Source organism: Pseudomonas sp. PDM03 (genome assembly GCF_014852385.1).
Classification (GTDB): domain Bacteria; phylum Pseudomonadota; class Gammaproteobacteria; order Pseudomonadales; family Pseudomonadaceae; genus Aquipseudomonas; species Aquipseudomonas migulae.
Genome location: NZ_JACVBM010000023.1, coordinates 1 through 18,143, shown reverse-complemented (window position 1 = coordinate 18,143; position 18,143 = coordinate 1). Strand labels below are relative to the sequence as shown.

The 18,143-nt window shown below is 61.2% G+C and carries 18 protein-coding genes; 1 reads left to right on the top strand and 17 read right to left on the bottom strand.

What is annotated here, in order from left to right; translation table 11 throughout:
* Positions 1–493: 493 nt before the first annotated feature.
* Genes IB254_RS25155 through IB254_RS25130 form a run of 6 tightly spaced genes read right to left on the bottom strand, consistent with a single transcriptional unit; the run spans position 494 to position 7,772 of the window.
* On the bottom strand, positions 494–1,882 hold the full coding sequence (locus tag IB254_RS25155) for a sigma-54-dependent transcriptional regulator (RefSeq protein ID WP_192420037.1): 1,389 nt from the start codon (positions 1,880–1,882) through the stop codon (positions 494–496).
* Positions 1,872–3,644, bottom strand: a complete 1,773-nt coding sequence (locus IB254_RS25150; RefSeq protein WP_192420036.1) for a sensor histidine kinase — start codon at positions 3,642–3,644, stop codon at positions 1,872–1,874. Before IB254_RS25150 ends, IB254_RS25155 begins: the two co-directional genes overlap by 11 nt.
* Positions 3,645–3,654: 10 nt before the next feature.
* A complete protein-coding gene (locus tag IB254_RS25145; protein ID WP_192420035.1) occupies positions 3,655–4,782 on the bottom strand; it encodes a GNAT family N-acetyltransferase in 1,128 nt (375 codons plus the stop codon).
* A gap of 14 nt (positions 4,783–4,796) precedes the next feature.
* Positions 4,797–5,690: an alpha/beta hydrolase gene (locus tag IB254_RS25140; RefSeq protein WP_192420034.1), complete on the bottom strand. Its 894-nt coding sequence runs from the start codon at positions 5,688–5,690 to the stop codon at positions 4,797–4,799.
* The gene (locus IB254_RS25135) at positions 5,687–7,081 is read right to left on the bottom strand and encodes an aspartate aminotransferase family protein (protein WP_192420033.1); all 1,395 of its coding nucleotides are present in this window, start codon (positions 7,079–7,081) and stop codon (positions 5,687–5,689) included. Before IB254_RS25135 ends, IB254_RS25140 begins: the two co-directional genes overlap by 4 nt.
* A complete protein-coding gene (locus IB254_RS25130; RefSeq protein WP_192420032.1) occupies positions 7,074–7,772 on the bottom strand; it encodes an MtnX-like HAD-IB family phosphatase in 699 nt (232 codons plus the stop codon). The genes IB254_RS25135 and IB254_RS25130 overlap by 8 nt, the downstream gene beginning before the upstream one ends.
* Before the next feature lie 231 nt (positions 7,773–8,003).
* Between IB254_RS25130 and IB254_RS25125 the strand changes: the two genes are divergently transcribed.
* On the top strand, positions 8,004–8,765 hold the full coding sequence (locus IB254_RS25125; RefSeq protein WP_192420031.1) for a MipA/OmpV family protein: 762 nt from the start codon (positions 8,004–8,006) through the stop codon (positions 8,763–8,765).
* Between the two features lie 119 nt (positions 8,766–8,884).
* Here the strand turns inward: IB254_RS25125 and IB254_RS25120 are convergent, their stop codons facing one another.
* The 11 genes from IB254_RS25120 to IB254_RS25075 form a co-directional block, all read right to left on the bottom strand.
* Positions 8,885–9,283: a transporter gene (locus IB254_RS25120; RefSeq protein WP_008040850.1), complete on the bottom strand. Its 399-nt coding sequence runs from the start codon at positions 9,281–9,283 to the stop codon at positions 8,885–8,887.
* A gap of 10 nt (positions 9,284–9,293) precedes the next feature.
* Positions 9,294–9,668 carry an EamA family transporter gene (locus tag IB254_RS25115; RefSeq protein ID WP_192420029.1) on the bottom strand — a complete coding sequence of 125 codons (375 nt, stop codon included), beginning with the start codon at positions 9,666–9,668 and terminating at the stop codon, positions 9,294–9,296.
* Complete coding sequence (locus IB254_RS25110; protein ID WP_192420027.1) at positions 9,665–10,585, bottom strand: arginase; 921 nt, start codon at positions 10,583–10,585, stop codon at positions 9,665–9,667. Before IB254_RS25110 ends, IB254_RS25115 begins: the two co-directional genes overlap by 4 nt.
* Positions 10,586–10,826: 241 nt before the next feature.
* On the bottom strand, positions 10,827–11,156 hold the full coding sequence (locus IB254_RS25105; RefSeq protein ID WP_192420106.1) for a GlpM family protein: 330 nt from the start codon (positions 11,154–11,156) through the stop codon (positions 10,827–10,829).
* Between the two features lie 8 nt (positions 11,157–11,164).
* Entirely contained in the window at positions 11,165–12,493 is a 1,329-nt protein-coding gene (locus IB254_RS25100) for a sigma-54-dependent transcriptional regulator (RefSeq protein ID WP_192420025.1), read from the bottom strand.
* Positions 12,490–14,391: a sensor histidine kinase gene (locus IB254_RS25095; RefSeq protein WP_008040854.1), complete on the bottom strand. Its 1,902-nt coding sequence runs from the start codon at positions 14,389–14,391 to the stop codon at positions 12,490–12,492. Before IB254_RS25095 ends, IB254_RS25100 begins: the two co-directional genes overlap by 4 nt.
* Positions 14,391–14,519, bottom strand: a complete 129-nt coding sequence (locus IB254_RS29705; protein ID WP_263864003.1) for a hypothetical protein — start codon at positions 14,517–14,519, stop codon at positions 14,391–14,393. The genes IB254_RS25095 and IB254_RS29705 overlap by 1 nt, the downstream gene beginning before the upstream one ends.
* 28 nt (positions 14,520–14,547) lie before the next feature.
* Positions 14,548–15,282 (bottom strand): amino acid ABC transporter ATP-binding protein, encoded by a 735-nt coding sequence (locus tag IB254_RS25090; protein WP_008032183.1) that lies wholly within the window; start codon positions 15,280–15,282, stop codon positions 14,548–14,550.
* On the bottom strand, positions 15,279–15,950 hold the full coding sequence (locus IB254_RS25085) for an amino acid ABC transporter permease (RefSeq protein ID WP_192420023.1): 672 nt from the start codon (positions 15,948–15,950) through the stop codon (positions 15,279–15,281). Before IB254_RS25085 ends, IB254_RS25090 begins: the two co-directional genes overlap by 4 nt.
* On the bottom strand, positions 15,950–16,696 hold the full coding sequence (locus tag IB254_RS25080; protein WP_192420021.1) for an amino acid ABC transporter permease: 747 nt from the start codon (positions 16,694–16,696) through the stop codon (positions 15,950–15,952). Before IB254_RS25080 ends, IB254_RS25085 begins: the two co-directional genes overlap by 1 nt.
* Positions 16,697–16,891: 195 nt before the next feature.
* Positions 16,892–17,806 (bottom strand): glutamate/aspartate ABC transporter substrate-binding protein, encoded by a 915-nt coding sequence (locus IB254_RS25075; protein ID WP_008032176.1) that lies wholly within the window; start codon positions 17,804–17,806, stop codon positions 16,892–16,894.
* Between the last annotated feature and the right edge of the window lie 337 nt (positions 17,807–18,143).

The window sequence follows — 18,143 nt, the reverse complement described above, 5'->3', positions numbered from 1 at the left end:
TACGATCAACTGTAGGAGCCGGCTTGCTGGCGATGGCGGTGGGTCAGTCAACGTATGTATTGGCTGGACAGACGCAATCGCCAGCAAGCCGGCTCCTACAGGGGATCGGTGTATAGGTCCGGAATGAGTGGTCGCAGCCAAGAAAGACAACGCGGTCGACCAAAGAGCCAGGTCGGCTTTCAGGCCGCCTCGGCGGCTGTGGCGGTAGTCGCCCCCTCGAGAGGCCGAGTGGAGGTTCTGCGCAGTGGGCAACCCGGCATGGATGCCGGGTTAGCCGCCCCCGGCCATGGATGGCCGATGGCGGCGGGCCCACGGAGCAGGACCGGAGCGAGGGCATGCCGAGCCACAGCGAGGCACCGAACGAAAGGGGCAAAAGCGCTTTGGTTACTTTCGCGCTTTTCGAAAGTGACTCGCCGTAAGGGCGAAACCAATAGAAGCCGTTACCGCAGCAACGGATATGCCCCATTCAAAGCCTCCCACAGGGGGGGGGGGATTAGCGCACAATCTTGTCCACATGAATCCCCAGCTTCTTCAACCGATACCAAAAGCTGCGCTCGGAAATCCCAATCAACTGCGCCGCGGCTGCCTGCACGCCGTTGCTCTGTGCCAGCGCCGCCAGAATGTAGGTTTTTTCCACCTCCGCCAGCGCCGCTTCCAGGTCCGCCGGCACGCTGCCCTCCGCGATCAACGTGCCGCCGCCGTTGGCACTCGAAGCGAACAGATACGCCGGCAGGTCTTCCTCTTCAATCACCGCGCCCGAGGCGACAATGGTCGCCCGTTCCACGCAGTTCTGCAGTTCGCGAATATTCCCTGGCCATGAATACCGGGCCATGGCCTGCAACGCCTGCGGGCTGAAACCGCTGAAACGTTTGCCGGCCGCAGCCCCTAGCGTGTGGGCGAAATGCCGGGCCAGCGGCGCAATGTCTTCAACCCGTTCGCGCAGGGCCGGCAGCGGAATCGGGAAGACGTTGAGGCGGTAGTAGAGGTCTTCGCGAAACTCCTTGTTGGCCACCGCGTCCAGCAGGTTTTTGTTGGTCGCCGCGATCACCCGCACATCGACCTTGCGCTCGCGCGGATCGCCCACCGGTTCGATCACTCGCTCCTGCAAGGCTCGAAGGATTTTTGCCTGCAACGCCAGCGGCATTTCGCCGATTTCATCGAGAAACAGCGTGCCCTTGTCGGCCTGCTGGAAGCGCCCGACGCGATCCGCCACCGCGCCGGTAAATGCGCCTTTGCGGTGGCCGAACATTTCGCTTTCCAGCAGCCCTTCGGGGATTGCCGCGCAGTTCACCGCGACAAAAGGTTTGTCGGCGCGATTGCCGTGCGTGTGGATCGCCCGGGCGACCATTTCCTTGCCGGTGCCGCTTTCGCCGGTCAGCAGAATGGTCGCGTTGCTTTCGCGCACCGAGTCGATGGCGTGCAACACCCGCCGAAAGCTTGGGCTGTCGCCGATCAGGCTGTCGATCTGCCGGTGTTCGTCGAGCTCGGCGCGCATGCGCTGGTTGTCTTTGAGGATGTCGCGAAATTGCAGGGCCTTGTTGACGGTGATGTCCAGCTCATCGATGTCGAACGGCTTGGCGATGTAGTCGAAGGCGCCGTTGCGCATCGACTGCACGGCGTTTTTCACCGTGCCGTAGGCGGTCATGACGATCACCGGCAACTGCGGAAAACGGCTTTTGATTTCCGCCAGCAGTTGCGGGCCGTCCATGCCGGGCATGCGCCAGTCGCTGATCACCAGGTCGATGTCTTCGCACTCCAGCACCTTGAGCGCGTGCAGGCCGTTGCCGGCGGTGAACACCACAATGTCGTTCTGACTGAGCGCCGAGGCCAGCAGGTCGCAGAGCTTGGGCTCGTCGTCGACCACCAGTACGTTATGTGTCATCGCTGCCCTCATCGAAGTCTTCACCGTTGGCCGGAATGTACAGGGTGAATGTGGCCCCGGCATCTTTTTCGCTGACGCATTCGATGCGCCCGTCATGACTCTCCATGATCGAGAACACCTTGGCCAGACCCAGCCCGGTGCCCGAGGCCTTGGTGGTGACGAACGGCGTGAAGATCCGTTCGAGCATGTCCGGTTCGATGCCTTGGCCGGTGTCGCTGATGCTGATCACCGTGTAGTGCCGGTCGCTGTTGATGCCCAGGGTCAGCCGCCCGCCGTCGGGCATGGCGTCGATGGCGTTGACGATCAGGTTCAGGCCGGCCTGCTTGATTTGCCGCGCGTCGGCGTAAAGCGTCGCGGTGGGCGATTGATCATCGATTTGCACATCGATGTTGTGGCTGGCCAGCTCCGGCGCGCAGAAGCCGACCAGTTCATCCACCAGCGGACGCGCCAGTTGGGTCGAGCGCATCGGTGCGCTGGGTTTGGCGAAGTCGAGGAAGTCGGTGATCAGGTCGTTGATCCGGCTGACTTCGCTGACCACGTATTCCAGATGACGCTTGTCGGTCTCGGGCAAATCGGCGCGTCGGTGCAGCAGTTGCGTGGCGGTTTTGATGATGCCCAACGGGTTGCGGATTTCATGGGCCAGGCCCATCGCCACTTCGCCCAGCGCATGCAGGCGGTCACGCCGACGCAGTTGCGATTCCAGATGCTGCAACTCGCCAAGGCGTTCGCTCATGTGGTTGAAGGTGCTGCTCAGTTCCGCCAGTTCGTCGCCGCCGGTGACCGGCAGGCGTTGGCGATAATCTCCGGCGATCACCGCTTGTACGCCTTTGGACAACCCGCGCAACGGCTTGGTCAGGCGCTGCGATACCAGCCAGCCGACCGCCAGGGACGCTGCCGAACTGAGCAGGAAAATCAGGATGAACAGGTTGCTCTGATTGACCAGCCCGACCAGGCTGGTGTGGCGCAGCAGGCCGCTGAAAATCACCCCTTGCAGCTCACCGTTTTCGTTGAGGATCGGCCGGTAGATGCCGCTGTAGCGGTTGGTGAACTGTTCGATCGGCTGTTTGGTGCTGCGCAGGATTTGCTCGATTTTTTCCGGTACGGCCGCCGGGTGATCCTCGAAGCGCTGGGTGGAAAAAATCTCCGAGAAGTCATTGGCCTTGGCCAGATACAGGCGCAGGTCCAGCGAGTGCACGTCGGCCACACTGGTGAGGAAACTGTTGTCGAGGTAGGTGGCAATCACCAGTTTGTACTCGACGCCGTCCTGATCCGTTTCGAAGGTCGAGACCACTGTGCCGGTCGCCACGCCACCGACTTGCAGGGTTTGCAGCACTGCCTTGGGCGCGGTGCTGATCTGGCGGACGATGTCGTCGGCGGCGGTGCTGAACACCACTTTGTGATCGCTGGTGCGCACCAGCGCCACGACGTCGATGCCCATGGAGTCGGCGATGTCGGTGGTCAGCTTGTCGTGTTTGTTCGCCTGCCGATCGGTGGGCGGGCGCGTGTAACGCAGGAACAGCTGCGCGACCCGGGCGTTGTCGCGCAGGATTTCGCTGATCTCGTCCTCGACGATCTTGGTCGATTCCTGCAGCCAGATGCGTACGTTGCTGTCGAAAATCTGCGACAGCGTGGTGGCCGCCAGTTCGGCGGCGATCATCGTCGGAATGACGCTGACCAGCCAGAACGCCAGCACCAGTTTGCGCTGCAGGCTCCAGCCGGAGAGGGCGAAAGGTCGAGCGTTGGTGCGTGAGTCTTTGGTCATTGTGCTTCGCTTATTGCTGCTCGCTGATCGCGGCGGCCATGGCAGGGTCGGAACGGTCCGGTCGGATAAACAGTTTCACCACGCGCAACAGGCTGTCGAGCAAGCGGTTGCGATGGCGGAAAAACACGGTGTTGCCAGTAAACGAGCAACCCAGGCGCAGCTTACTGGCATAACCGGCCTGGCCGCACGCGTAGATCGGAATGCCGTGCTCAATACAGTAGTCGACATTGGCCAGCCAGCTGCGCACGTAGAGATTGTGTTCGCGGGTCCGGGCCAGGTCGTGGGCGAAGAACTTGTCGACCAGTCGCTGCTCGTCCAACAGCACAAGGTTGAACGCCACCAGCTCTTCGCCGACCCAATACAACACGCACGCGGCACGTTCATCGAGGTGTTCCAGGACCTGGCGGAAGTAGCCGGGCGGCAGGCGTTCGAAGGTCAGGTCGCTGCGGCTCAGCGTGGCCTCGTAAAGCGCCATCATGCGCGGCAACAGGTCATCGACCGAGCGCCGCCATTCGATGCGCGGCCCCTGGCCACGCAGGGTGCGGCGCAGGTCTTTGCGGGTGGATTTGCCGAGCGTGCCGAGGTAGGCGTCCACCGAGCCAAAACGGATCGGCAGCTCGGCGCTGGGCAGGCCGGGCATGCTTTGCAGGCCCGCGTCCTGACACACCTGCAACCATTGTGGGTCGCGGTGAGAGGCATCCTTGACGGCCAGCAAACCGACCCCGGCCTGATCGGCATCGTGGCGCGCCAGCCGTAACAATTGCTGAAGCAGGTCCACGCGCCGGGCCGGTTCGATGTGCGGCGCGGTCCCGACGTGGCACTGCTCGGCCACCGGCGAACCGAGGGCATACAGGTGCACGTCGAACAGCCCCGGCCACACGCGGCGCAGCCGTTCACTGATGCGTTTGCCCAGCCCCTGAACCGTGGTGTCCAGCGAGTAAGCGGTGGTGAACGCCACGGCCGCCGCGATCAGTACCTCGTCTTCGTACAGCGCCAGATAGCGCCATTGAAAGTCTGCGATGCCGGCCCGTTCAACCGCCCGGTAGTAATTCCAATCCTCCAGCTCGGCCGGGAAACAGGCATTCCAGGCATCGCGGTCGATGGCCTCGATCGTCGAAAAGGCAAGGGCTGTGATCACATCGTTTCCTTGAGTCAGGCCAGTTGCCGATAGTCCTGGCGCATGGGTTTGGGGGCGCAGCGCTGTTGAATGAAACGTTGCTGGATGAAGTCCGCGCTCAGCTCCACCACGCGGCGGTATTGCAGGTCGACGGTAATCATGTGGTAGCAGTCGTCGAGCAGAACCTTCACCACCGGACCGCCGAGTTTGCGTTCCACATAATCGGCGTTCCAGCGGCTGGTGATGTCGTCTTCGCGCGAGTGCAGCACCAGCGTTTGCGTGGTGATCTGCGGCATGCGTTTTTTCACCGCCGCCACCAGTCGATGCAGTTCCCGGACGCTCACCCCGGACATGGTCAGCAGCCCGGCATTGCTGCTCTCGCCAGCCTTCATCTGCCGCTCGACGACCGCTCGCAAGCGTTCGTCCTTGATGCCAAAAGGTGATTTTTCGTTGAAGCGGCACAGGTGCACGCCAAACGGAATCGCCATCAGCAACGGCGTGAGCACGGCGACTTTGGGCATGTTCCAGCCGTCGTAACGTAGTGTCGTCGAATACAGCAACAAGCCTTCGATCTGCCCCGGATGCTCGGCGGCGAGGTACATCGACAGCACCGCGCCCATCGACAAACCGCCGACGAACACGTGCTCGTGTTTGCGCCGCACACCGATGAAGGTATTGCGTGCGCTCTCGTACCAGTCACGCCAACCGGTGGCTTGCAGGTCGGCGTTGTCTCCGCAGTGCCCGGCCAGCGTCGGCACGTACACCGTGCAGCCGGCCTTGGCCAGGCCGATGGCGACCCGACGCAACTCGGTCGGGGTGCCGGTGAGGCCGTGGATCAACAACACCGCGACCTCCCCGCTGCCGAGAACGAAACCGGCGCTGCCTTCGCCCATGTCGATCTCGTCTGCCCTGGAAAAAGAGGGCTTCATCGTTTCATCGCCCGATGCAGCAAGCGGTCGAGCAAAGCGATGCCCAAATCGATTTCCGGATAGCTGATTTCCAGCGACGGCGCGAGGGTGATGACGTTCTTGTAGTAACCGCCCACATCGAGAATCAGGCCCAGGCGTTTGCCGTCGATTTCGATGTCGGCCTTCATGCCTTCTTCCACCATGAAATCGAGCGTGGCCTTGTCTGGCGTGAAACCGTCCGGGCCGCAGATTTCGCAGCGCAGCGCCAAGCCCAGGCCGTCGACGTCGCCGATGATCGGGTAGCGTTTCTGCAAGTCTTTCAAGCCATCGAGGAAGTACTTGCCCTTGTTCATGACCATCGCGCCGTAGTCGACTTCGCTGGTCATCTTGAACATTTCCAGGCCCACCGCCGTGCCCAACGGGTTGGAGGCGAACGTCGAGTGGGTCGAGCCTGGCGGGAAGATTTTCGGGTTGATCAGCTCTTCTTTCGCCCAGATGCCGCCCAGCGGGTTGAGGCCGTTGGTCAGCGCTTTACCGAAGACGATGACGTCGGGTTTGACGTCGAAGTGCTCGATCGACCACAGCTTGCCGGTGCGATAGAAGCCCATCTGGATTTCGTCGACCACCATCAGAATGCCGTGCTGGTCCAGCACATGCTTGAGTTCGCTGTAGAAGTTCATCGGCGGAATCACATAGCCGCCGGTGCCCTGGATCGGCTCGACGTAGAACGCGGCGTATTCGCTCTGGCCGACTTTCGGGTCCCAGACGCCGTTGTATTCGGTCTCGAACAGGCGGGCGAATTGCTGCACGCAATGGCTGCCGTATTCTTCCTTGGTCATGCCTTTCGGACCACGGAAGTGGTACGGGAACGGGATGAAATTGGCGCGCTCGCCGAAGTGGCCGTAGCGGCGGCGATAGCGGTAGCTGGAGGTGATCGACGACGCGCCGAGTGTGCGCCCGTGGTAACCGCCCTCGAACGCGAACATCAGGCTCTTGCCGTTGGTGGCGTTACGCACGACTTTCAGCGAGTCCTCGATGGACTGCGACCCGCCGACGTTGAAGTGCACGCGACCGTCGAGGTCGAATTTTTTCTTCGCGTCGACCGCGATCATTTCCGAGAGCTCGATCTTGCCTTTGTGCAGGTACTGGCTGGCGATCTGCGGCAGGGTATCGATCTGCTGTTTCAGCGCATTGTTCAGGCGCGGGTTGGCGTAACCGAAGTTGACCGCCGAGTACCACATTTGCAAATCGAGGTAGGCCTGGTCTTCGGTGTCCCAGACGTAGGAGCCTTCGCATCGGCTGAAGATACGCGGCGGGTCGATGTAGTGAACGGTGTCGCCGTAGGAGCAGTATTTGGCTTCTTTATCCAGGAGGATCTGGTCTTCTGCGGTGGCGATTCGAATATCAGACATGGTGGAGGAGTTCCTGTGTTTCAACGTTGAAAGAGGTGGCATTGGCGGCGTTGGCGCTTGGCAGCAAGGCCAGCAGCGCCGGCAGTTCAGCGAAGCTGTCGAAGCGCGCATAGGCGATGCCGTTGCGCTCGCAGTGCTCGGCCAGGCGATCCTTGGCGAACACGAAATCGGCGGTGGCGGCCACGCACATGTCGGACTGGCCGTCGCCGATTACCAGCACCCGTTTGGTGCCGGGGGTGGATTTGCATTTGCAGTTGCCGGAGGCGGCGCGGCAGGCGTCGCTGGCATGGGGGAAGTCGATGCGCCAACTGTCGTGATCGAGTTGGCGCAGGCGATTGGCGAGGATCGGCAAGAGGCTGACGTAGTTGCGCGCCAGGATCCGTGCGATGCCTTGTTCGATGCCGTCGCTGACCACTTCGAGGGAGGCGCCGAGGCCGATCACGTGGTCGACGAAGTCGGGGAAGTCCGGGTCGATCTCGACCGTGTCGAAGAACCCGAGCAGCTCGGAGGGTGTGGCCTTGACCAGCGAGAGCTGGCGGCTGAGGCATTCACGGGAACCGATGTCGCCCGCCAGCCACTCGTTTTCGATCGCTTCCCAGCTCGGGTCGGCGAACCGTTGGAGGATGCTGTCGATCACGTCGGTGCGGGTGATGGTCCCGTCGAAATCACACACGATATGCCAGTCAATCATCTGCGTTACCTATCTTGTAAAAAGTGTGCGCCGGGTGTGCTGTCTGCGCTGCCCAGGGGGTAGAGCAGGGACTGTGCCAACCGGGTTTGGCCCCGCAGGGCTGGGGTTCTGGCGTGTGTTCGTGGCGGCGAAGCTACAATTTTTGTAGGTCGCTACAAACAACATGAGTGCTTGCGCCGGGAGCGCGATCCGGGGATTGATGCGCGCATGTCCCGTTCAAGGAATTGCCTCATGTCGAGGATTACAGTTGCTCTATTCGCCGCGCTGACGTGCCTTTCGGCCAACGTTTCAGCAGACGGCATCACCGGCGAAGCAGGGGGTGGCCTCAGCTATCAGCCGCACGACCCAACCGGCAGCCGTTACGAAACCCGGCCCGTGCCGTATCTCGATCTGGACTGGGGCGATGTCAGCCTGAGCACCGATGACGGGCTGACCTGGGACGCGTTCAACGGCAACGGCTTCAGCGCCGGGCCGTTCCTGAATTACCTGCCGGGACGGACCTCCAACGGCGAGCTGCAAGGCTTGCGCGATGTGCCGGACATGGGCGAATTGGGCGGGTTTGTGCAGTACGCGCCGGCCGATTTCTGGCGAGTGTTTGCTTCGGTTGGCCAGGCGGTGGGCGGGCGAGGGGGGCAGGGCGGGGTGTTGGGACGGCTGGGTGGGGAGGTGGGTTATCCACTGGGTGGAGGGGTGATCGGCAGCTCAAACCTGACCGCGCATTTTGCCGATGCCCGGCAGAACCAGACGTTCTTCGGCGTCAGTGCCGACGAGTCTCAAGCCTCGGGGATCCGCCCGTACAACGCCGGTGGTGGCTTGCAGAAAGTGGCGCTGACCCAGAGCTTCGAATTTCCCTTGGCGCCGCAATGGTCACTGCTGACGAGCGCGAGCTGGATTCACCTGACGGGGGCGGCGGCGGATAGCAGCATTGTCAAAGCGGTCGGGGATACCAACCAGGGGGAGGTGCAGGCGGCGGTGGCTTACAAGTTTGAATAGAAAGCTTCATTGGCTGGTCTGACGCCATCGCCGGCAAGCCGGTCTCGCTCCCACAGGGGGATGCGGTCAAAATGTGGGAGCGAGCCTGCTCGCGATGGGGCCCTTGAGATCACAGAAAACTAGGTCTCTTCACCCTCGGCCAGCAACGCAATCCCCCCCATGATCACCGCCACCCCCACCCAGTGCAGCACGCTGATCTGCTCACCCAACCCCAGCCAAGACCCAAGCAAAACCCCGACGAACACCAGCGAACTCAACGGAAACGCCAGCGACAGGCTGCTGCGCCGCAAGATCAACATCCACACGAAAAACGCCCCGATGTAGCAGGCAATCGCCAGCCACACCCCGGGATTCACCGCCACGGCCATCAGCCACTTCAGGTTGAAATCCATCTGCCCCAGTTGATCGCCGCCGACCTTCGTGGCGATCTGTCCGGCACTTTCAAAAGCGATCAACAGCGCCCACAGCACGATGGTGCCCAAGCGCTCATGCAGCCAGTCGGTCTTGCCTCTGATCATCGATTGAGCCTCATGCATGGGCGACACACACGAGCATCACGCCCGCCGTAATCACTAAAGTGCCGAGCCAGCGCCGACGACTCACGGTTTCGCCGAGGATCAGTTTGCCGGCCAGCACCACGCCGCAATACGCCAGCGCCGCAGCCGGAAACAGCAGGCTCAGCGGCGCGCGGGAGAGGGCTTCGAGCCAGACAAAAAACTCGATCACGTAGGCGCCGATCCCGCACCACAGCAGCGGCGCGTTGAACACCTGGCCCCAGAATGCATTCAGGCGAAAACCGCCTTCAAGTTCCGGCAAACGGTCGAGTCCGAGCTTGAAACAGAGCTGACCAATGACGTCCAGCACGATGGAAAACGCCACCAGCACAATCACGGTAAGGGTCATGGGAACAGCTCCTCGAACAGCTCGATCAGTGCCTGATTGGTGGCCGAGTTACGCAGCAGATCGTCTGCGCTCCAGCGTTCCGCCGGCGGCTGGTCGGCCTTGGCTTCCCAGCGTTTGAAGGCGTTGCTGAACGCGGGGCGGGCGTATTCGCCGCAGATGTCGATGCCGAGGATCCGCTTGTTCGCGGCCAGCACGCGTATCGCTTGCAGCAGATGGCTCAGGCGCATGCCGCCCTGATCCCAGTTGGTCGCCGCGTCTTCGCAGGCCAGGACGTCTTTGTCGATGGTGATCCACACCGCCTCGGTGGGCAGGCTGGTGATCAACTGATCGAGAAACACCGGCCAATCCAGTTCGGCGAGGTTGCGCCAGTGGAGCTGGTTTTCCAGTTGCTGATGTCCGGCGCCATCGCCGACCCGGCCCCAGACTTTCGAGGGCGGATGCTGCCACGGAAACAGCTGCAACACCCCGCGTTTCAGGGCGCTGAGGTTGCCGCCCTTGAGCTGTGGATTTTGCAGGTCATCGCTGCACGGGCCGAGGGTGACGATGCGCTGGACGTTCGGCAGTTTCAGCGCCTGGTTGACCCACGAACCGCAATGCCGACGCGGGGCGAAGTGGACCCAGTCGGGGTGATTGTCGAAGTGGATCAGGCTCACCGGCACCGGCAAGTCAGTGAGGAAAGCCGGGGTCAAGTGGTGGTAATCGCCTGAGCCGACGAAGAAAATTTCCGGTTGCGGGCCGCTGTGGCGCGGGCGTTGTTGCAGGCGTTCGGCGAAGCGGCGCCAGGTGCGTTCGCTGGACCAGAGTCGCAATTTCGGGCCGAGGTCGAGCAGGTCCAGGCGTTTCGCGCGGCCGCTGTCGAGCAACCGTGCAATGGGGGCCTGGGCAGTCAGGCTGTGGTCGAGATCTAAAATGTTCAAGGTCGCAATTCACCCTTGGCAGACCCTCCCAGACACCGGCTCCATCCATCATGAAGGCCGGCCGAGGGGGCTTTTGGGGGTAAATGCAAGGGGCGGGCCAGCCATGCCGGATGTACCCGTTCTCCCTTGTAGGAGCCGGCTTGCTGCGGGCGGCGTTCCGGCGATAGCGGTGTGTCAGTCAACATCGATGCCGACTGACACATCGCTATCGCCAGCAAGCCGGCTCCTACAGGGGGTGTGGTCAGGCTTGGAAGCGTACCCAGACGCTGACGAGGATCGTCGCCGCGATCAACCACGCCACCGCCGCCACGGCGAGCGAAGCCTCCAGCCGCATCCGGTCGACCATCACGTATAAGGTTGCGAGATAGATGAAGTACGGAATGATCGACCACATGCCAAACACAATCGTGGTCTTCAAGTCGTCCAGCGAGCGACCCTTGCCGACGATGTAGTGCGCAATCAGCGCAAAGGTCGGAAACAGCGGCACCAGGCCGGCGATGTAATAGTTTCTGGTCTTGGCCAGCGCAGCGAGTATCAGCACCACCGCTGCGCCCAGGGTTGCCTTGAGCATCAGGTCCATCAGTGGCTCAACCCGTACTTCTTCACTTTGTCGAACAGCGTGGTTTTGGCCATGCCCAGTTCCAGGCTGGCCTGGGTCAGGTTGCCGCCGCTGCGTTGCAAGGCGTCGCCGAGCAGGTTGCGTTCGAAGGCTTCCACTGCTTCGGCGAAGGCCAGGCCCTGATTGCTGCCGCTGGCGCCCGACTTCTTGAAGGCCGGCAGACCGAGGGCATACCGCTCGGCAACGTTGCGCAGTTCACGGACGTTGCCCGGCCAGTCGTGGCTCATCAGGTTCGACACGGTCTGGTTGTCCAGTTCCGGCACGGCACGGTCAAAGCGCAAGGACGATTGCTGCAGGAAGTGCTCGAACAGTTGCAGGATGTCTTCGCGGCGCTCGCGCAGCGGCGGCAGTTCCAGGGTCACCACGTTCAGCCGGTAATACAAGTCGCTGCGGAATTCGCCGGCCTTGCTCGACTCGTCGAGATCGGACTTGGTCGCCGCGATCACCCGGCAATCCACTGCCACGCTCTGGTTCGAGCCTAGGCGTTCCAGGGTACGCTCCTGCAACACCCGCAGCAGTTTGATCTGCAACGGCAGCGGCATGCTTTCCACCTCGTCGAGGAACAGCGTGCCGCCGTCGGCGTGTTCGATCTTGCCGATCCGCCGCTTGCCGGCGCCGGTGAAGGCATTGGCTTCGTGGCCGAAAATTTCACTTTCGAACAGGTTCTCCGGCAGGCCACCGCAGTTCAGGGCAACGAACTGTTTGGTGTGACGCCGACTGAAGTCGTGCAGGCAGCGCGCAACCAGTTCCTTACCGGTGCCGGTTTCGCCTTCGATCAGCACGTTGGCCGAGGTATCGGCGACGTTGGCGATCAATTCCCGCAGGTTCTGCATGGCTGGCGAACGACCGATGATCCGGCCTTCCAGGGAATTCCGTTCCGCCAATTGCCGGCGCAGCGAAGAGACTTCCCGGGCGAGGCTGCGTTGCTCCAGCGCACGACGGGCGACATCCACCAGGCGTTCGGGGGAGAAAGGTTTCTCCATGAAGTCGTAGGCGCCTTTCTGCATCGCGCCGACGGCCATGGAAATGTCGCCGTGGCCGGTGATCAGCACCACCGGCAGGCTGCGATCACGGGCCTTGAGCCGGGTCAGCAACTCCAGGCCATCGATGCCCGGCAGGCGAATGTCGCTGATGACGATGCCGGCAAAGTTGTCGCCGACCCGCTCCAGCGCTTCTTCGGCGCTGCCCACGCCGACGCAGGGAATGTCTTCCAGGGTCAGCGCCTGTTGGCAGCCGAGCAGCACATGAGGGTCGTCTTCGACGATCAGCACACTAAGGTCGTTGTTCATATTGGCTCGGCTTGAAGGGGGCTTACCAACGGTAAACTGAGGACGAAGGTGGTACCACCGCTGGCCGGGTGTTCGACACCCAGGTGTCCGCCGGTGGCGGCGGCCAGGCTGGCGGACAGGGTCAGGCCGAGGCCCAGGCCTTGCTCGCCGGGTTTGGTGGTGAAGAACGGTTCGAACAGATGCTTGCGCGCTTCGGCATCGATGCCGTGGCCGTTGTCGCGTACCCGTAGGCGATACTTGCCGTCGAACGCTTCGCCTTCGAGCCACAATTCCGGTTGGGGCTGCGACTGCATGGCGTCGAGGGCGTTGCCGATCAGGTTGACCAGAATCTGCTCCAGGCGGGTCTGGTCAATCTGCACCTGCACGTCGGCGAACTCGCGATGCAAGTGCAGTGGGACACTTTCCACGCGTCCGCCAAGCAGTTGCAACGCGGCGTCCACCGCTTTGCCGAGGCAGGCCTGGCCCTTGTCGTCGCCGCGCCGGGCGAAGGAGCGCAGGCTTGCGGTGATCCGGCCCATGCGGTCGATCAGTTCGTTGATGGTCTTGAGGTTGGTGCTGGCCACATCCAGTTGCCCGCGCTCGAGAAAGCGCACGGTGTTGCCGGACAAGGTGCGCAGCGCCGCCAGCGGCTGGTTCAATTCGTGGGCGATACTGGTGGACATCTGGCCGATGGCCGCGAGTTTTCCGGCCTGCACCAGTTCATCCTGGGCGCGGCGCAAGGTCTCTTCGGCCTGACGGCGTTCGCGAATCTGGCCCTTGAGCCGTTCGTTGCTGGCGCGCAGGTCGGTGGTGCGTTCGGTAATCCGACGCTCCAGTTGATTGTTGGCTTCCTGCAAGGCTTCCCGGGCGGCGAGACGGGTGGCGATCACCTTGCGGCGCTCGTTCCAGGCGATCAGCAGGAACGCCACCAGGGCAAACGCCACGGCCACCAGAATCCCCTGATTGATCGCTTCGCGACGCAAATCCTGCAGCGGCGTGAGCAGGGTGAAATTCCACGGGGTGTCGCTCAAGGGACGGGTTTGCGAGAGGTAACTGATGTCCTCTTCGTCGGACTCCACTTCGCTGTTGGCCGGGAAGGTCAGTTTTTCCTCGCCTTCGGCCAGTCTTTCACGGGCCAGCGGTTGCAGCTCGTTCAGTGGAAACCAGTAGTACTGAAGGCTGCGGGCGAGTTTTTCCTTGGTCTCGTCGCTCAATGGAACGACTGATTTCAGCCGTCGCGCCGGATCGCTGGAGAGAATGATGATGCCATTTTCGTCGCTGACGAAGGCTTCCAGGCGCGCCCGCTGCCAGCGTTCTTCCATGGCTTCGAGGCGGACTTTGACCACCGCGACACCGATGATCTTGCCGTGTTCTTCCAGGCCATGGGCCAGGTAATAACCGGGTTCGCCGTTGGTGCTGCCGATGCCATAGAAGCGGCCCGGCTGACCGCGCACGGCGTTCTGGAAGTAGGCGCGAAAGGACAGGTCTTCACCGAGGTAACTGTCGACATCGCGCCAGTTGCTGGTGGCCATGACGCGACCGGTGGTGTCCATCACGTAGATGGCCCGACTGCGGCTGCGCCGGTTCAGGCCTTCGAGGTATTCATTGACCGTTTGCCGGTGTTCCGGCGACGGGTCGGCCAGCAGCTTCGAAACGCTGGTTTCGAGTTCCAGCAGGCTGGGCAGGTAGGTGTACTTGCTGATCTCGCTCTCGACGGCGCGGGCGTGCAGTTCGAGCTGACGCTGGCCGTTCTCGCTGAGGCTGCGGATCCCGTAGTGCTCGCTGACCCAGAAGCCGAGGTAACCCAATCCGATCATCAGGGCGATGACCAGTGGCGGCAGGAACAAGTGGCGGATCAGACGGGGTTTCACGACGAGTGATGGCGGCGCTGCGCGATAGAGAGTGGGGTCGCATTTCATCACAGATGCCTTGGGTCAACCACAACACAAATCTCAAAACCATCACCGACCCCTGTAGGAGCCGGCTTGCTGGCGATCGCATCACCGCGGTTAACCTGAAACACCGCGTTATCGTTGATCGCCAGCAAGCCGGCTCCTACAGGGGAGCGGTGTTTTTTAGTGCTGCAGAATCTTGTTGAGGAAGTGCTGGGTACGCTCGGCGCGGTGGCTGATGTCGCCGAAGAACTCCTCTTTCTTGCAGTCTTCGATGATTTTGCCGGCGTCCATGAAAATCACCCGGTCCGCTACTTTACGGGCGAAACCCATTTCGTGGGTCACGCACATCATGGTCATGCCTTCGTGGGCCAGTTGCACCATCACGTCGAGCACTTCGTTGACCATTTCAGGGTCGAGCGCGGAGGTCGGTTCGTCGAACAGCATGACGATCGGGTCCATCGCCAGCGCACGGGCAATCGCCACACGCTGTTGCTGACCACCGGAGAGCTGGCCCGGGTGCTTGTGAGCGTGTGCCGAGAGGCCGACGCGCTCCAGCAGTTGAAGGCCTTTCTTGGTGGCTTCTTCCTTGCTGCGGCCCAACACCTTGATCTGCGCGATGGTCAGGTTTTCGGTAATGGTCAGGTGCGGGAACAGTTCGAAATGCTGGAACACCATGCCCACGCGTGAACGCAGCTTCGGCAGGTTGGTCTTCGGGTCCGCAATGGACGTGCCGTCGACCACGATGTCGCCTTTCTGGAACGGTTCCAGAGCGTTGACGCATTTGATCAGGGTGGATTTGCCGGAGCCGGACGGCCCGCACACCACGATCACTTCGCCTTTTTTGACCTCGGTGCTGCAGTCAGTCAGTACCTGGAAGTCGCCATACCACTTGTTGACATTCTTGATAGAGATCATACGGCAAACCTTTTTTGCAGACGCTTGACCAGCAGCGAGGCGGCAAAGCTGATTGTGAAGTACACGAGACCTGCGAAGATCAGGAACTCATTCGAGCGGCCGATGATGTCGCCACTGGCACGCGAGGCATTGAGGAAGTCCACCAGGCCGACGGCGTAGACCAGCGAGGTGTCCTGAAACAGGATGATGCTCTGTTGCAGCAGCAGCGGGGTCATCTTGCGGAACGCTTGCGGCAGGATGATCAGACGCATCATCTGGCCATACGACATGCCCAGTGCCTGGGCAGCGCCCATCTGGCCTTTGGGAATCGACTGCACGCCGGCGCGGACGATTTCGCAGAAGTACGCCGCTTCGAACATCATGAACGCCACGATGCACGAGGCGAATGCGCCGATCGGTGTGTCTTCGCCGGTGATCCAGCGCAGCACGAACGGCACCGCCAGGTAGAACCAGGTGATGACCAGCAGCAGTGGAATCGAACGGAAGTAGTTAACGTAGGCGCCGGCGATGTTCGACAGCACTTTGCTGTGGGACAGGCGCATCAGCGCGAGGATAGTGCCGAGGATGATCCCGCCGACGACGCCCAGCGCCATCAATTGCAGGGTCATGACCATGCCGTTCCACAGGCCCGGCAGGGACGGGATGATGCCCGAGAAGTCGAATTCCATCATTTACCCCCTACGGAGATCAGGCCCGGTACGGCCACTTTCTTCTCGACCAGGCGCATCAGCAGCATCAGGCTCATGTTCAGGGTGAAGTAGATCAGGGTCGCCAGGGTGAACGCTTCGAACAGGTTCGCGGAGAACTCGGCGGTCTGTTTGGTTTGTGCGAGCAACTCCATCAGGCCGATCAGCGAGGCGACGGAGGTGTTCTTGAATACGTTCAGGAATTCCGAGGTAAGCGGCGGAATGATGATCCGGTAGGCCTGGGGCAGCAGCACGTTCCAGTAGATCTGCGGCAGCTTGAAGCCCATGGCGCGAGCAGCGGATTCCTGGCCTTTTGGCAGTGCCTGAATACCGGTGCGCACTTGTTCGCAAACGCGAGCCGTGGTGAACAGGCCCAGGCAGACAACCACGCTGAGGAACGCGGAGGTGGTCGGGTTCAGGTCCTGTTTGTACCATTCCTGCAGATCTTGCGGCAGCAGGTCGGGCACCAGGAAGTACCAGATGAACAGCTGCACCAGCAGCGGTACGTTACGGAAAAGTTCGACGTAGCAGGTGGCGATGCCCGATACGATGCGGTTTGGCACGGTACGCATGACGCCCAGGATCGAACCCAGTGTCAGGGCGATGATCCAGGCCGCGATGGCGATGCCGATGGTCCATCCCAGACCGGACAAGTACCAGTCGAAATAGGTCTCGCTGCCCACGCCGGTGGACTTGAAGAACACGCCCCAGTCCCAGTTGTAATTCATTAGGGTCTCCCCTCAGTTCAATCGATGTGCAAGTGCCCGCTTGGGGGAAGCTCCGTTCCCGCCTGACCTTTTCGATCAGGCACACGCTCCCGGCTCGACAGCCACCGGTTCGAGTGTTTCCAAAAAATACCAGCAGGAAGTGACCACCTCCTGAAAGGGCGACGGCCCTCTCAGGAGATAAGGTTAGTCAGAAAATCAGGACTTCTTGTCGTCAGCCGCTTTATCAGTCGGATTGGCGATCAGGGCCTTGAGCTCGTCGCTCATCGGGAAGTTCAGGTTCAGACCTTTTGGCGGGATTGGCTGCATGAACCATTTGTCGTAGATCTTGTTGATCTCGCCCGACTTGTAGGTCGCCACGATGGCGTCGTCTACAGCCTTCTTGAACGGCTCGTCGCCCTTGCGGACCATGCAGCCGTAGATTTCGTAGGACTGTGGAGTGCCGGTCACGGCCCAGTCAGTTGCCTTCTTGGCTTTGGCCGCTTCACCTGCCAGCAGGGCGTCGTCCATCATGAAAGCCACGGCACGGCCGGTTTCCAGCATCTGGAAGGATTCGCCGTGGTCTTTGGCGGAGATGACGTTCATACCCATCTGCTTGTCGGCGTTCATCGCCTTGAGGATGCGTTCGGACGTGGTGCCGGCGGTGGTCACGACGTTCTTGCCGGCCAGGTCAGCGAAATCCTTGTACTTGGAGTCTGCCTTGGACAGCAGGCGAGTACCGATTTCGAAAATGCCGACGGAGAAGTCAACTTGCTGCTGACGCTCGACGTTGTTGGTGGTGGAACCGCACTCGAGGTCCACGGTGCCGTTCTGCACCAGCGGGATGCGGGTTTGCGAGGTCACCAGGTTGTATTTGACCTGGAGATTCGGCATGTCGAGGTCTTTTTTCAGGGCTTCAACGACTTTCAGCTGAATATCGTGGGAGTAGCCAACCGGTTTGCCGGAAGCGTCCGCGATATAGGAAAACGGAATGGAAGCGTCACGATGCCCGAGGGTGATGGTGCCGGACTCTTTGATCTTCTTCAGTGTGCCGGTGAGTTCGGCAGCGAAAACTGGAGTGGTAATCAGAGCTGCAGCAATGGCTGCGCCCAGGATATGGGGAACGATGCGCATCAAATTTTCCTCGACATTGTTTTTTTTATGGAGCCAGTTCATCGGCCCTTTTGTGCTTCGAATGTCTGTCGGCTTCTCAAGGTCCGCGCAACAAGCATTCGTCCAAGAGTGTAGAGCATGACTCGTGCCAGACCAGTCGATACAAACTAAAGTATTGATTTGTAAGGAGATTAAATATTTATGGCGCGTTTTTTGGAGTGAGATAGTCCGGTTAACCGAATAGACCGATGAGTCGCGTTCGGAAAACCGAATGCCCCATGCTGTAAACGCATTCCCCTGTAGGAGCCGGCTTGCTGGCGATGGCGGTGTGCCAGTTAACTTCTTTATTGACTGGCAT

Bases quoted from the DNA above. Each gene is read 5' to 3' on its own strand.
- IB254_RS25130 (WP_192420032.1), bottom strand. From the start codon at position 7,772: ATGATTGACTGGCATATCGTGTGTGATTTCGACGGGACCATCACCCGC.
- IB254_RS25115 (WP_192420029.1), bottom strand. From the start codon at position 9,668: ATGACCCTTACCGTGATTGTGCTGGTGGCGTTTTCCATCGTGCTGGAC.
- IB254_RS25090 (WP_008032183.1), bottom strand. From the start codon at position 15,282: ATGATCTCTATCAAGAATGTCAACAAGTGGTATGGCGACTTCCAGGTA.
- IB254_RS25080 (WP_192420021.1), bottom strand. From the start codon at position 16,696: ATGAATTACAACTGGGACTGGGGCGTGTTCTTCAAGTCCACCGGCGTG.
- IB254_RS25140 (WP_192420034.1), bottom strand. From the start codon at position 5,690: ATGAAGCCCTCTTTTTCCAGGGCAGACGAGATCGACATGGGCGAAGGC.
- IB254_RS25135 (WP_192420033.1), bottom strand. From the start codon at position 7,081: ATGTCTGATATTCGAATCGCCACCGCAGAAGACCAGATCCTCCTGGAT.
- IB254_RS25085 (WP_192420023.1), bottom strand. From the start codon at position 15,950: ATGGAATTCGACTTCTCGGGCATCATCCCGTCCCTGCCGGGCCTGTGG.
- IB254_RS25125 (WP_192420031.1), top strand. From the start codon at position 8,004: ATGTCGAGGATTACAGTTGCTCTATTCGCCGCGCTGACGTGCCTTTCG.
- IB254_RS25105 (WP_192420106.1), bottom strand. From the start codon at position 11,156: ATGCTCAAGGCAACCCTGGGCGCAGCGGTGGTGCTGATACTCGCTGCG.
- IB254_RS25100 (WP_192420025.1), bottom strand. From the start codon at position 12,493: ATGAACAACGACCTTAGTGTGCTGATCGTCGAAGACGACCCTCATGTG.
- IB254_RS25150 (WP_192420036.1), bottom strand. From the start codon at position 3,644: ATGACCAAAGACTCACGCACCAACGCTCGACCTTTCGCCCTCTCCGGC.
- IB254_RS25155 (WP_192420037.1), bottom strand. From the start codon at position 1,882: ATGACACATAACGTACTGGTGGTCGACGACGAGCCCAAGCTCTGCGAC.
- IB254_RS25095 (WP_008040854.1), bottom strand. From the start codon at position 14,391: ATGAAATGCGACCCCACTCTCTATCGCGCAGCGCCGCCATCACTCGTC.
- IB254_RS25075 (WP_008032176.1), bottom strand. From the start codon at position 17,806: ATGCGCATCGTTCCCCATATCCTGGGCGCAGCCATTGCTGCAGCTCTG.
- IB254_RS25120 (WP_008040850.1), bottom strand. From the start codon at position 9,283: ATGATCAGAGGCAAGACCGACTGGCTGCATGAGCGCTTGGGCACCATC.